We start from the raw sequence: 13,033 nt of genomic DNA, 5'->3' as shown, positions 1-13,033 counted from the left end.
CCCGCCCGCGGCCGGGGCCCGGGCCCCGCCCCCCGGGGCCCTGCCGCCCCCGGCCCGGGGGGGCCGCCCCCCCCCCCCCCCCCCGCCCCTTCTCCGCGCTCATCGGATGCGGTGCTCTGCGAAGGCCGTGCTCCGCGGAGCGGGGGAGGGTCTCAGCCCTCCGCGCCCTCGGCGCCGGCGCCCTGTGCACCGGACGCGTCCTCGGCGTCCTCGGTGGGGTCTCCCGAGGGGGAGGTGGTGGGCACGAGGCCGTCGTAGTAGGGGATCTCGTCGTTGAGGACCTGGACCCGCAGGGTCTCCGACTCGGAGCCCACGGTCACGTCCACGTCGACCTGCTCGCCGGGGACCGCGTCGAGGCCCTCGACGATGACCGGCTCCGAGGCGGCGGCACCCGAGCGCGCCTCGACGCCTGCGGGGTACTGCTCGAAGACCTCATTGGGCTCGAGCGAGTGCGTGAGAGGCGAACCGGCACCGGCGGAGATGGAGACGGTGCGCGGCTCGTTCGTGGAGTTCACGAGGGTGTAGAAGACCTGCGCCTCGCCCTGCTCGTTCTGGGCGAAGACCAGGCCGCGGACCTTCACGCCGTCCAGTTCGGTCCATGCGCCGTCGCCGCCGCTGTATTCGTACTGGGCAGTCTGCTGCGAGGACAGCAGGGCGGCGCATCCGCTCAGGGGGACGATTGCTGCGACTGCGGTGAGCGCGAGTGCGATGCGCACGGGCCTCTTCTTCACGTTCCAGGCTCCTAGGACGGATGGGCGACTGTCGGATTCGCCTCTCATCGTACCGCTGATTCGACCCAACGTAGAACTCGCTCAGCGATCCCTGTGAATGCGCCTGCGGCCGAGGTGAGCGGGCAGGGCGGACGGCGGGCGCGGGACCCTATCACCAAGCCGCCGTGATGTGCCTCATCTTCCCGGCGTGTCTCATGGTAGACTCAGCTTCGCGAAAGGGGTTCGAACATATGGCATTTCAGGTCGGCGACACCGTCGTCTATCCGCATCACGGCGCGGCTACCGTTCAGGAGATCAAGACTCGGACGATCAAAGGCGAGGAAAAGCTCTATCTGAAACTGCAGGTTTCGCACGGCGATCTCGTGATCGAGGTCCCCGCAGACAACTGCGACCTCGTGGGCGTGCGCGATGTCGTGGGCGAGGAGGGCCTCGAGAAGGTCTTCCAGGTGCTCCGTGCGGAGGTGACGGAGGAACCCACCAACTGGTCCCGCCGCTACAAGGCCAACCTGGAGAAGTTCCAGTCCGGCGACGTCATCAAGGTCGCCGAGGTGGTGCGCGACCTCTGGCGCCGCGAGCAGGACCGCGGTCTCTCCACCGGTGAGAAGCGCATGCTCTCCAAGGCACGTCAGGTGCTCGTCTCGGAGCTGGCCCTGGCGGAGAAGAAGGAAGAGGACGAGGCAGAGGCACTCCTCGACGAGGTCCTCGCCTCCTGAGCCCCTCCGCCGCAGCACGCTGAGAGCGGCCGATCACCACGGGTGCTCGGCCGCTTCTCCCATTCGGGCTCCTGCGGCCGCGGGGTGCGCATTCCGGCCTGCGACGCCGCAGTGCCTAGGATCGTCACATGCGCACCGCACTCCTCGTCCCCGCCGCCGGTTCCGGCACCCGGCTGGGTGCCGCCAGGCCCAAGGCGTTCGTGCCCCTCGCCGGCCGGCCGCTGCTCTGGCATGCTCTCCGCGGTGCGGTGCGGACCGGGGCGGTGGACGCCGTCGTCATCGCCGCCCCGGACGCGCTGATCGGAGAGGCCGCACGCATTGCCGCCGAGGCCGTGGGTGAGCATCCGTGCGCCGTGGAGGTGGTGCCCGGTGCGGACGACCGGGCGGGTTCCGTGGCCGCCGCACTCGCAGCCGTGCCCTCCGCCGAGCACGTCCTGGTGCACGACGCAGCGCGGTGCCTCACCCCTCCTGCCGTGCACCTCCGCGTCCTCAGGGCCCTGCGCGCCGGTGCGGAGGCGGTGGTCCCCGTGCTCCCGGTGACGGACACCGTCCGCACGGTCGAGGCAGGCCTCGGCACTCCCACCTCTGCCGGCGGCGAGCTTCTTGCGGGGAGTCTCGACCGCTCCGCCCTGCGCAGGGTGCAGACCCCGCAGGGCTTCTCGCGGGAGGTGCTGTTCCGCGTACATGCCCTTCACCATGAGGACCCTGATCCTGCGGCCACGGACGACGCCGGGCTCGCGGCGCGCCTCGGCGCGCAGGTGGTGGGGGTGCCCGGGGACGAATCGGCTCTGAAGATCACCTACCCGCTCGACCTCCGCATTGCGGCACTGCTGCTGGAGGACCCGCAGCTGTTCTCTGCGGAGACGCCGCCGCCTGACCCGCACCCGTCCCCGCAGAGCGCCCAGGTGCCTCTTCCCATGCAGAACCCCCTATCCGAGGAGAACCCGTCATGACCCTTCCGGCCCTGCCCCGCGTGGGCACCGGCGTGGATGTGCACGCCTATTCCGCGGACCCGCAGCGTCCGCTGTGGATCGCCGGCCTCCTCTGGGAGGGGCAGACCGGGCTGGAGGGGCATTCGGATTCCGATGTCGTGGCCCACGCCTGCTGTGACGCACTGTTCGCGGCCGCAGGCATCGGCGACCTGGGCGCGCACTTCGGTACAGACAGGCAGGAGCTGGCCGGGACCTCGGGGGCGGAGCTGCTCGCAGAGGCGGCCCGGCTGGTGCGGGAGGCCGGCTTCGCCGTGGGCAACGTCTCCGTGCAGGCGGTGTGCGTGCGCCCGCGGATCGGCGCGCGGCGGGAGGAGGCGCAGCGCGTGCTCAGTGAAGCCGTGGGCGCACCCGTCTCCGTCTCCGGGACCACCACGGACGGCCTGGGGCTCACGGGCCGGGGTGAGGGTGCCGCAGCGATCGCCACCGCGCTCGTGGTGCCGGTGCGCTGACCCCCGCCCAGGCCGGAGTGCGCGGCGGGGGCGCGCACGGCTGGCTCCTGCGTGCACGAAAGCGCAGGCCCGCCGCGCAATTGCGTGCCGAAGCGGAGTTTTCGTGACCGTGGTCGGAACGCGTGCGACTGGAGCGCGCACGCCCGGCGTGCGCACGGAGGCTCAGGACTGGGCCGCGTGAGTGTTCCGGCGCGTCACGTACACGCCCAGTCCCCACAGCGCGGCGGTGACGGCGAAGGTGCCCAGCAGCTGGAAGCGCACATCGGGCTCCGTCATGCCCAGCAGGACGATGCAGGCCACTCCCGCCAGCGTCAGCCACGACAGGTGCGGGAAGCCCCACATGCGCAGGGGCAGCTCTCTGCCCTCCGCCTCTGCACGGCGCCGCAGGAGGATGTGGGAGACGATCGCTGAGGTCCACGTGATGAGGAGGGTCGCGCCGGTGATGTTGAGAAGCGTCCCCAGCGCGGACTCCGCCCAGAAGTAGTTGAGCGCCACCGCGGCGAAGCCGAATGCGGAGGAGGCGAGCACCCCCGGGACCGGCACACCCGTGCCGCTGACGGTGGCGAGCCTGCGCGGGGCCATGCCGGTGCGTGCCAGCGAGTAGAACATGCGGGAGGAGCCGTAGACGTTGGCGTTGAGGGAGGACAGCAGCGCGGCGACGATCACGAGTCCCAGCACGGCTCCCAGCAGAGGCAGGCCCGCGGTGTTCAGCACCGCGACGAAGGGGCTGGCGAGCAGCTGGGGATCGTCCCACGGCAGCACGAGGACCATGATGGCCACGGAGCCCATGTAGAAGAACAGGATCCGCCAGATGATGGTGCGGGTGGCCCGGGCGATGGACTTCTGCGGTTCGGCGGTCTCCGCCGCGGCGACTGCGACGATCTCCGTCCCGCCGAAGGAGAAGACCACGACCAGCAGGCCCGCCGCGATCCCGCTGAGGCCCGTGGGTGCGAACCCCGAGTCCCCGATCACGCCGAGGCCCGGGCTGGGTGCCGGGGTGAGATTCAGCAGGAAGAGCACCCCCACCACCAGGAACACCACGACGAAGGCCACCTTGAGGAACGCGAACCAGAACTCGAACTCGCCGAAGTTCCGCACACCCCACAGGTTGATCCACGTGAAGAGCACCATGAACGCCGCGGCGTAGACCCACTGCGGGAAGAGGGGGACGAGGCCGGCCATGATCTGGGCGGCGGCGGTGGCCTCCGCGGCGACCACGAGGCACAGCGTGCCCCACCAGAGCCAGCCCACCGCGAATGCGACGGACGGCCCCATCGCCTTGCCCGCGTAGTAGGAGAAGGCGCCGGGGTGGGGGTCCGCGGCGACCATCTCTCCGAGCATCCGCATCACCGCGATGACGATGAGGCCGGCGAGCGCGTAGGAGACGAGGACGGCGGGCCCGGCGGCGGCCACGCCCGCCCCGGAGCCCACGAACAGCCCCGCGCCGATCGCCGAACCCAGGCTCATCATCACGAGATGCCGAGGCTTCATCCCGGCGCGGAGGCCGGTCTCAGGATTCTGCGCAGTCACAGGTGCACTCTAGGGCACGACGCTGCGCTCCGGGGCGCGGGTACGCGACGCTGCGCTCCGGGGCGCGGGTACGCGACGGTGCGCTCCGGGGTGCAGTGCGGGCACCGCGGGTGCGGCGTTGACGTCACCCCGCGAATCCATCCGGCCACCCACGTATACGTGGGGTGGCGGGGTGGGTATGCGGGTGCTCCCCGGAGGCCACCCCGTGAAACGGCTCAGCCGCCCACCTGTGAGTGGGCGGCTGAGTGCGTAAGCGGGTTGCCTCGCCGTGCACCCGCACGGCGCGGCGCATGCAGCAGCACGGCGCGTGCGGAGGCTCAGTGTCCGCGGTCCACCCACTCCTGCAGATGCGGCTTCTCGGCTCCGATCGTCGTCGCGTCCCCGTGACCGGTGAGGACGACGGTGACCTCCGGGAGCGTGAACAGCCGCTGCGAGATCGACTCGATGATCGTGTCGAAGCTCGAGTACGACCGTCCCGTGGCGCCCGGGCCGCCCTGGAACAGCGTGTCGCCGGAGAGCAGCACGGGTGCGGGGTTCACGGCACCGGCCGGGAGCACGTCCGCGGGCAGCTCCACCGGAGCGCTCACGGAGAAGCACGTGGAGCCGGGGGAGTGGCCGGGTGTGTGGAGGGCCGTGAGGCGCACTCCGCCCACGGAGAACTCCTGGCCCTCGGACACCTCCGCATCGGGTGCCGTCCCGTGGACCATGTCCCACAGCACCCGGTCCTCGGGGTTGAGGTGCACGGGCGGATCGCCCAGTGCGGCCTTGGCCTCGAGTGCGAAGCGCACGTGGTCGTCGTGGCCGTGGGTGAGGAGGATGGCCTCCACCGTCCGGCTGCCCACCGCCTGTGCGATGGCGGCGGGGTCATGGGCCGGGTCGACGACGATGACGGAGGAGTCGTCACCGACGATCCACACGTTGTTGTCCACCTCCCACGTGCCGCCGTCCAGGGAGAAGGTGCCGGAGGTGACGAGGCGTTCGATGCGCGCGCTCATCGGATCTCCACCACGGAGCGCAGGACCTCGCCGCGGCCCATCTTCGCGAAGGCCTCCTCGACGTCCTCGATCCCGATGCGCTCGGAGACGAAGCTGTCCAGCGGCAGGCGGCCCTGCTCGTAGAGGTCCACGAGCATGGGGAAGTCCCGTTCCGGCAGACAGTCGCCGTACCAGGAGGACTTGAGGCTGCCGCCGCGGCCGAACACGTCGAGCAGCGGCACGCTGAGCTCCATCTCCGGGGTGGGGACTCCCACCAGCACCACGGTGCCGGCGAGGTCCCGGGAGTAGAAGGCCTGACGCCACGTCTCCGGGCGGCCCACCGCGTCCACCACGACGTCCGCGCCGAATCCGCCGGTGAGCTCCTGGACCGCGGCGACCACGCCGTCCTCGTCGAGGTCCGCGGAGTTGATGGTGTGCGTGGCGCCGCGCTCCTTGGCCCACTCCAGCTTGGCGTCGTCGCGGTCGATCGCGATGATCCGGCTCGCACCGGCCAGGCGCGCGCCCACCACGGAGCCCATGCCCACGCCGCCCACGCCGATCACGGCGATGGACTGCCCGCGGGTGACGCCGCCGGTGTTGACGGCGGCGCCGATCCCGGCCATGACGCCGCAGCCCAGCAGACCCACGACGGCGGGATCGGACTCCGGCACCTTGGTGCACTGGCCCTCGGCGACCAGGGTCTTCTCCGCGAAGGAGCCGATGCCCAGCGCGGCGGTGAGCTCCGTGCCGTCCTCGGCCAGCGTCATCTTCTGTGCGGCGTTGTGGGTGGCGAAGCAGTACCAGGGCTCGCCGCGCCTGCAGGCGCGGCACTCGCCGCAGATCGCACGCCAGTTGAGGATGACGAAGTCGCCCACCTCCACGTGCGTGACGCCCTCGCCCACCTGCGAGACGACGCCGGCGGACTCATGGCCCAGCAGGAACGGGTACTCGTCGCTGATCCCGCCCTCGCGGTAGTGGAAGTCCGTGTGGCAGACGCCGCAGGACTTCACGTCCACGACGACCTCGCCCGGGCCCGGATCCGGGATGACGATGTCCACGAGTTCCACCGGAGCTCCCTGGGAGCGGGAGATGACTCCCTTGACGGTTGACGGCATGTCACTCCTTCTTGTGCGCTGTGGGGTTCTTGTGCAGCTCGGGGTCCGCAGCTCCCGGCGGGGCGTGAGGAAGCACCTGGGTGCGCTGCATCGCGCGCGGGAGTGCGGGACGTCGGGGGTGTGTCGGGCCCCACTCTAACGACGGCGACGGACACAGAACAGCCGCGTCCGCGGGGCGGATTCCGCACGTGTCCCGAGCGCCGGGAGTGAGGCCCCGAGCGGCCGCGTCCGCGCCGGAGGATGCTTCCGGCCCCGGCCCCGGCCCCGGCCGTGAGCGGGGAGAGCGGAGGTGCCCTCCGCACGCGCCCGAGGCCCCGGACCGGCGACCGCGGAGGTCTGCCGGCCGGGGCCTCGGGAACGGGCGGATGCCGCGCGGGCTCAGTCGGTCTGCGCCGCGTCCGGGTGGTTGCGCAGATGGGCGATGGCGACGCCGAGGCCGCCCCAGACCGTGGCCATCGCGATGACCAGCATGATGATCGCGCCTGTGCTCATGTCACTTCTCCGTTCCGAAGGTGGAGGGGTTCTGCTCCAGGTCGTCGTTCTCCTCGAGCGTCTTCTGCAGCCGCTCCTCCGTGGCCCTGGGCCAGCGGATCGCGGTGAGGACGAAGCTGAGGACGACGAGGAGGCCGATCATGCCCCAGCCGAACACGCCGAGGAACGCCGTGGGGTAGCCCTCGTAGCCGTTGACCGCATACTCGATGATCTGCGAGACCAGCATGTAGATCAGCACGACCGGGGTGATGACGCCCAGCGTGACGGTCCAGTAGCCGCCCAGCTTGAAGCTGGAGACCGCATTCAGGTGCGCCTTCAGGACCGGCAGCTTCCGCAGGAGCCAGACGAGGACGATGAGCGCGACCACGGCGGCGCCGACGATGCCGATGTTGTTGGCGAAGGCGTCGATGGTGTCGAGCACGTACATGCCGGTCGCGGTGCCCATCGTGAGGATGGAGACCACTGCCATGATGCCGCCCACGAGGAGCACGGAGGCGCGGTTGCTGATGTTGAACTTGTCGCTGATCGCCGCCACCGGCACCTGGACGATGGAGATCAGCGAGGTCACGCCGGCCACGAACAGGCTGCCGAAGAACAGGATGCCGAACAGCGCGCCGCCGGGCATCTGCGAGATGAGCGTGGGGAACGCCACGAACGCCAGGCCGATGCCGCTGGAGGCGACCTCGTCCACCCCGCTGCCCGCCGCGTTGGCCATGAAGCCCAGTGCGGCGAAGACGCCGATGCCCGCGAGGATCTCGAAGCCCGAGTTGGAGAAGGCGACCACCATGCCGGAGCCGGTGAGGTTGGTCCGGCGCTTGAGGTAGGAGGCGTAGGTGATCATGATGCCGAAGGCCACGGACAGGGAGAAGAAGATCTGCCCGTAGGCCGCGATCCACACCTGCGGATCCGCCAGAGCGGCGAAGTCCGGTGTGAACAGCGCGTCCAGGCCCGTGAGCGCGCCGGGCAGGAACAGTGCGCGCACCACCATGATGGCGAAAAGGATCACCAGCAGCGGCACGAAGATCTTGTTGATGCCGGCGATGCCCTTCTGCACGCCGCCGAGCAGGATGGCCAGGATGACCACCCAGACGAGGACGAGCGGGATGAGGACGGCGGGCACGAAGTCGAAGCCGAACGCGGAGGCGCCCGATTCGAGGTCCGGCACCTGGAGGAAGGAGCCGAAGAAGAAGCTGTCCGCGTCGTCGCCCCAGGCGTGGGTGACGGAGAACCACGCGTACATGGCGGACCAGCCGATGATGGCGGCGTAGTAGATGCCGATCATGGTGGCGACGCCGGTCTGGAACCAGCCGATGGGCTCCGCGCGCCTGTGGATCGCCTTGAAGGACAGGGGAGCGGAACCGCGCGAGCGGTGCCCCAGCGCGTAGTCGAAGAAGAGGATCGGGATGCCGGCGGTCAGCAGCGCGACCAGATAGGGGATGATGAACGCGCCGCCACCGGATTCGTAGGCCACGTAGGGGAACCGCCAGATGTTCCCCAGGCCGATGGCGGAGCCGATCGCGGCGAAGATGAAGGCGCCCCGCGTGGCGAAGACCTCGCGGGTGCCGCTCCCAGCCGTGGGTGCTCTCATGGACATGTGGGCGTGCCTGCCTTGTCGTCAGGGCCGTCCGATGCGGTGCCGCGGACGCTTCCCCGCCGGAGGGGCGGAGAACTCCGGTGACGCCTGGCAGCGGGCGGCGTGCGTATGTTCTGTGTTCCTTCCGCGCCGAGCTCGGAGGAGCGGGTCACGAGTGTACGTGAGACGTTCCCATTACTGTGTCACAGTTCACGTCTGCTGGGAAATGCCTGTGTGCAGTCTGTGGTGGGCGGACGGATCTGTGGTGGGGAGAGCACAGCTCGCCCGCGCCGGCGCACCGCGCCGCCGTCCGCGCACCGATAGACTCGGGCCTGTGACCATTCGACTGCACTCCACGGCTGCCCGCGACCTCGTTCCCCTGACTCCCGTCATCGACGGCCAGGTGGGGATCTACGTCTGTGGTGCCACTGTGCAGGGTGCGCCGCACATCGGCCACATGCGTTCGGCGGTGGTCTTCGACCAGTTGCGCCGGTGGCTGACCTATCGCGGGTACCGCGTCACCCTGGTCCGCAACGTCACGGACATCGACGACAAGATCCTCTCCAAGTCCGTGGAGGAGGGTCGCGAGTGGTGGGCGCACGCCTATCACTACGAGCAGGTCTTCACCGCGGCCTACAGCGCCATGAACGTCCTGCCGCCCACCTATGAGCCGCGGGCGACCGGCCACATCACGGAGATGGTGGAGCTCATCGCCCGCCTCGTGGCCGCCGGTCACGCATACCCGGCCGAGGACGGCTCCGGGGACGTGTACTTCGACGTCCGCTCGTGGCCGGACTACGGTGCGCTCACGCACCAGAGCATCGACGACATGTCCGACGCCGCGGACGCGGATCCCCGCGGCAAGCGCGACATCCGGGACTTCGCCCTGTGGAAGGGACACAAGGAGACCGAACCCGTCACCGCGTCCTGGCCCTCGCCCTGGGGGAGGGGCCGGCCCGGCTGGCACATCGAGTGCTCCGCCATGTCCACGAAGTACCTGGGTGCCCGCTTCGACATCCACGGCGGCGGCTTGGACCTCCGCTTCCCCCACCATGAGAACGAACTGGCCCAGTCCACCGCGGCCGGTGACGGCTTCGCGGACATCTGGATGCACTCCGGCCTGCTCAACGTGGGCGGGGACAAGATGTCGAAGTCGCTGGGCAACTCCGTGTTCGCGCACGAGCTGCTGGAGCGGTTCCCGGCCTCCGTGCTGCGCTACTTCCTCTCCACGGCGCACTACCGCTCCGTGCTGGAGTTCTCGCCGGAGCTCGTGGAGCGCCAGCGCGCGGCGTATGATCGGGTGTCCGGTTTCGTGGAGCGCGCCCGGGAGGCCCTGGGCGCGGATGCGCCCCCGGTGCCTGTCGCGGCGCACGGCTACGCGGAGCGGACGGTCGACGTGCCGGAGGACTTCGCCACGGCGATGGACGAGGATCTCTCCATCCCCCGGGCGCTGGCCTCCGTGTTCAGCACCGTGAAGGACGGATCCAAGCTGCTGCGCCGGGTGACCGGCGGGGCCGGGGGAGCCGACGGCACCCTCACCGCCGCCGAGGCCCGCTCCGGGCTGGCGCGTGCGCTCGCACAGGTGGAGCTCATGCTCGACGTCCTGGGCGTGAACCCGAGCGACCCGGCATGGGGGCGGACGGCGGCGGACGAGCAGGCCTCGGGGGCCGAGGCCGGGCAGGGAGGCGACGTGGTCGCCGCTCTCGTGGACCTGCTCGCCGCGCGGCGGGCGGAGGCCAAGGCGAACAGGGACTATCAGACCGCGGATGCGATCCGCGACCAGCTGCGGAGCGCCGGCGTCCTCCTCGAGGACACGCCGGACGGCTACCGCTTCGACCTGGCCTGACCCGGGGCACCCGGGCACGGCTGGACTAGACACGACGGAGACACGATGGCGAACTCATCCCGCGGCGGCGCGGTGCGCAAGGGCAAGAAGGGCCCCACCAAGGGCTCGGGCGGCAAGGGGCGCAGGGCGCTCGAGGGCAAGGGACCCACCCCCAAGGCGGAGGACCGCGTCTACCACAAGGCGTACAAGAGCGACGAGGACAGGCGCCGTGAGCAGCAGCGCCAGCAGTCGCGGCGGCGCAAGAAGGAGGCCGGCGCGGACCTCGTGGCCGGCCGCAACTCCGTCGTGGAGGCACTGCGCGAGGGCGTGCCGGCCACGGCCCTCTACGTCTCCCCGCGCGCGGACTCCGACGAGCGGGTGCGCGAGGCCATCGCGCTCGCCGCCGACCGCGGCATCGCGATGCTGGAGGCCGGCAAGCAGGATCTGGACCGGCTGACGGACGATGCGATCCACCAGGGCATCGCACTCCAGGTGCCGCCCTACGAGTACGCGCACCCGGCCGATCTCCTGCGGCTGGCGAACCAGAGGTACGAGACCCCGCTCCTGGTAGCGCTCGACGGCATCACGGACCCGCGCAACCTGGGTGCGATCGTCCGGTCCACGGCGGCCTTCGGCGGTCACGGCGTGATCGTCACGGAGCGCCGTTCGGCCTCGATGACGGCAGCGGCATGGAAGACCTCCGCGGGCGCGGCCGCGCGCATCCCGGTGGCGCAGGTCGTCAACCTGGTGCGCAGCCTCCAGGAGCTGAAGAAGCAGGGCGTGTTCGTCCTCGGCCTGGACATGGGCGGCGACGTCTCCCTGCCCGGCCTGGCGCTCGCGGACCAGCCGGTGTGTCTGGTCGTGGGCAGCGAGGGCAAGGGCCTCTCGCGGCTGGCGCGCGAGGCGTGCGACCAGATCGTGTCGATCCCGATCGCCGCGAGCACGGAGTCCCTCAACGCCGGGGTGGCCGCGGCGGTGAGCCTCTACGAGATCGCCCGCTCCCGGGGCACCGGGCAGGAGCTCACGGCCGCGCAGGACTGAGCGCCGGGGTCTGAGCGCCCGCGAGCCTCTCGTCTCCACGACGACCGATGGCCTGGATCCGCACCGTGCGGATCCAGGCCATCGGCATGCGGGCTGTCCTCCTCCGCTACACCTGGACGACGCCCATGAGGATCGCGATGAGCAGCAGGACGATGCTAAATGCCCACGTGATGAAGAACGAGTACTTCAGGTGCTTGCCCATGTTCGCCTCGGCCAGGCCCAGGGCGAGCCACAGGGCCGGCGAGAACGGGCTCACGAAGGTGCCGATGATGTTGCCCAGCAGGAGGGCGAACGCCGTCGAGGTCGTCGCCACGCCGAACTGGCCGGCCGTGGCGTCCACGAGCGGGAGGACGGAGAAGTAGTACGCATCCGTCGAGGTCATGATGTCGAGCGGGACGCCCAGGAAGCCCACGATGACGTGGAGGTAGCTGCCGACCCCGCTGGGGATCACCGCGAGGAGGGAGAGTGCGATGGACTCGAGCATGCCGGAGTCGCGCAGCACTCCCAGGAACACGGCGGCGGCGATGATGACGGCGGCCATCATGAGGGCGTTGGGCGCATAGACCTTGATGCGGTCCATCTGTGCCTTGGCGGTGCGGAAGTTCAGCGGCAGGGCCAGTGCGACACCGGTGAGGAACGTGAGCGCGGGTGAGAGCCAGCCGCCCAGCATGACCGTGAGCAGCGCGACCGTGAGCACCACATTGGCCCAGTAGACGACCCGTCCGCCGGCGATGTCCCGGCGCACCTCTTCGCGGGAGGCCAGCTGGCGCGCGGTGAAGTCCTCTGCGATCTGCTTGACGTCCACCGGCCCGCTGCCGGCGGCCACGCCCGCGTGCGCGGCGACCCTCTTCTTCTCCCTGAGGCCCAGCAGCACTGCGAGGCAGAGGAGGAGTACCATCGCCACTCCCTGTACGGGGAGGAGCTCGCGGTAGAGCTCCGCGGGATCGATGCCGGTCGTGGTCGCCGTGCGGGCGAGCGGGCCGCCCCACGGGACCATGTTCATGATGGAGGCGGACAGCGCCAGCAGCAGGAGGAGCAGGTAGCGGCTCATCCCCAGTGCGTTGTAGAGGGGCAGGAGCGCCGGGATCGTGAGGAGGAAGGTCGTGGCACCCGCGCCGTCGAGGTGCGCGATCGCGCCGATGAGCACGGTGCCCACCGTCACGAGCACCACCCGGCCGCGCGTGGCGAGGATGAGGCCGCGGATCACGGGGTCGAACAGGCCCGCATCGGAGAGGATGCCGAAGTAGATGATCGCGAAGATGAACATCACGACGACGCTCATGACCGAGACCAGGCCGCCGTCGAACCACTCCTGCAGGTCCGTGAAGGAGGCGCCGGTGACGAGGGCGCCCACGAGGGGGACCACCACCATCGCGACGACGGGGGAGACCTTGCCCCAGATGAGGAGGCCGACCGTCGCGGCGATCGAGAGCAGTCCGACCGTGGTGAGGAGGACATCGGGCTCAGTGAGTTCTGGCATGGCTGCTTCCCGGGACGACGGCAGTGCGCGGGCGGGAACCCGCTCCGGTCACACGCCCTCGCGGAGCCTATCCAGCGCCTCGGCGGATGTCGCACCGATCCGTCTCGCTGTGACGAAT

Annotated in this window: 12 protein-coding genes; 5 read left to right on the top strand and 7 right to left on the bottom strand. The window is 70.4% G+C overall.

What is annotated here, in order from left to right; genetic code table 11:
* Nucleotides 1-152: 152 nt before the first annotated feature.
* Nucleotides 153-731: a hypothetical protein gene (locus tag Q0A33_RS14815; RefSeq protein WP_291798501.1), complete on the bottom strand. Its 579-nt coding sequence runs from the start codon at nucleotides 729-731 to the stop codon at nucleotides 153-155.
* A 230-nt stretch (nucleotides 732-961) separates the two neighbouring features.
* On the opposite strand from Q0A33_RS14815, the gene Q0A33_RS14810 reads away from it, so the two are divergent.
* The 3 genes from Q0A33_RS14810 to ispF all read left to right on the top strand — a co-directional run bounded on the left by Q0A33_RS14810 (nucleotide 962) and on the right by ispF (nucleotide 2,885).
* Entirely contained in the window at nucleotides 962-1,444 is a 483-nt protein-coding gene (locus Q0A33_RS14810; RefSeq protein ID WP_291798498.1) for a CarD family transcriptional regulator, read from the top strand.
* Nucleotides 1,445-1,572: 128 nt separating this feature from the next.
* The gene (locus Q0A33_RS14805) at nucleotides 1,573-2,397 is read left to right on the top strand and encodes a 2-C-methyl-D-erythritol 4-phosphate cytidylyltransferase (RefSeq protein WP_291798494.1); all 825 of its coding nucleotides are present in this window, start codon (nucleotides 1,573-1,575) and stop codon (nucleotides 2,395-2,397) included.
* On the top strand, nucleotides 2,394-2,885 hold the full coding sequence (ispF, locus tag Q0A33_RS14800; protein ID WP_291798491.1) for a 2-C-methyl-D-erythritol 2,4-cyclodiphosphate synthase: 492 nt from the start codon (nucleotides 2,394-2,396) through the stop codon (nucleotides 2,883-2,885). The genes Q0A33_RS14805 and ispF overlap by 4 nt, the downstream gene beginning before the upstream one ends.
* A gap of 162 nt (nucleotides 2,886-3,047) precedes the next feature.
* On the opposite strand, the gene Q0A33_RS14795 is transcribed toward ispF, so the two are convergent.
* The 5 genes from Q0A33_RS14795 to Q0A33_RS14775 all read right to left on the bottom strand — a co-directional run bounded on the left by Q0A33_RS14795 (nucleotide 3,048) and on the right by Q0A33_RS14775 (nucleotide 8,584).
* Nucleotides 3,048-4,415 (bottom strand): amino acid permease, encoded by a 1,368-nt coding sequence (locus tag Q0A33_RS14795; protein ID WP_291798488.1) that lies wholly within the window; start codon nucleotides 4,413-4,415, stop codon nucleotides 3,048-3,050.
* Between the two features lie 317 nt (nucleotides 4,416-4,732).
* Nucleotides 4,733-5,410, bottom strand: a complete 678-nt coding sequence (locus Q0A33_RS14790) for an MBL fold metallo-hydrolase (RefSeq protein ID WP_291798485.1) — start codon at nucleotides 5,408-5,410, stop codon at nucleotides 4,733-4,735.
* Nucleotides 5,407-6,504, bottom strand: coding sequence for an S-(hydroxymethyl)mycothiol dehydrogenase (locus Q0A33_RS14785; RefSeq protein ID WP_291798483.1), 1,098 nt, complete (start codon nucleotides 6,502-6,504; stop codon nucleotides 5,407-5,409). The genes Q0A33_RS14790 and Q0A33_RS14785 overlap by 4 nt, the downstream gene beginning before the upstream one ends.
* A 378-nt stretch (nucleotides 6,505-6,882) precedes the next feature.
* Complete coding sequence (locus tag Q0A33_RS14780) at nucleotides 6,883-6,996, bottom strand: methionine/alanine import family NSS transporter small subunit (protein WP_291798480.1); 114 nt, start codon at nucleotides 6,994-6,996, stop codon at nucleotides 6,883-6,885.
* Nucleotide 6,997: 1 nt separating this feature from the next.
* On the bottom strand, nucleotides 6,998-8,584 hold the full coding sequence (locus Q0A33_RS14775) for a sodium-dependent transporter (protein ID WP_291798506.1): 1,587 nt from the start codon (nucleotides 8,582-8,584) through the stop codon (nucleotides 6,998-7,000).
* Nucleotides 8,585-8,903: 319 nt separating this feature from the next.
* Here Q0A33_RS14775 and cysS point away from each other — a divergent pair, with 319 nt between their 5' ends.
* Nucleotides 8,904-10,415 (top strand): cysteine--tRNA ligase, encoded by a 1,512-nt coding sequence (gene cysS, locus Q0A33_RS14770; RefSeq protein WP_291798476.1) that lies wholly within the window; start codon nucleotides 8,904-8,906, stop codon nucleotides 10,413-10,415.
* Nucleotides 10,416-10,460: 45 nt separating this feature from the next.
* A complete protein-coding gene (rlmB, locus tag Q0A33_RS14765) occupies nucleotides 10,461-11,435 on the top strand; it encodes a 23S rRNA (guanosine(2251)-2'-O)-methyltransferase RlmB (RefSeq protein ID WP_291798473.1) in 975 nt (324 codons plus the stop codon).
* A 106-nt stretch (nucleotides 11,436-11,541) separates the two neighbouring features.
* On the opposite strand, the gene Q0A33_RS14760 is transcribed toward rlmB, so the two are convergent.
* On the bottom strand, nucleotides 11,542-12,915 hold the full coding sequence (locus Q0A33_RS14760) for a citrate:proton symporter (protein ID WP_291798468.1): 1,374 nt from the start codon (nucleotides 12,913-12,915) through the stop codon (nucleotides 11,542-11,544).
* Nucleotides 12,916-13,033: the final 118 nt, after the last annotated feature.

This window comes from Brevibacterium sp. (genome assembly GCF_022712115.1).
Classification (GTDB): Bacteria; Actinomycetota; Actinomycetes; order Actinomycetales; family Brevibacteriaceae; genus Brevibacterium; species Brevibacterium salitolerans.
The sequence above is the reverse complement of the archived record's forward strand: the minus strand, read 5'-3'. Positions and strand labels throughout refer to the sequence as shown.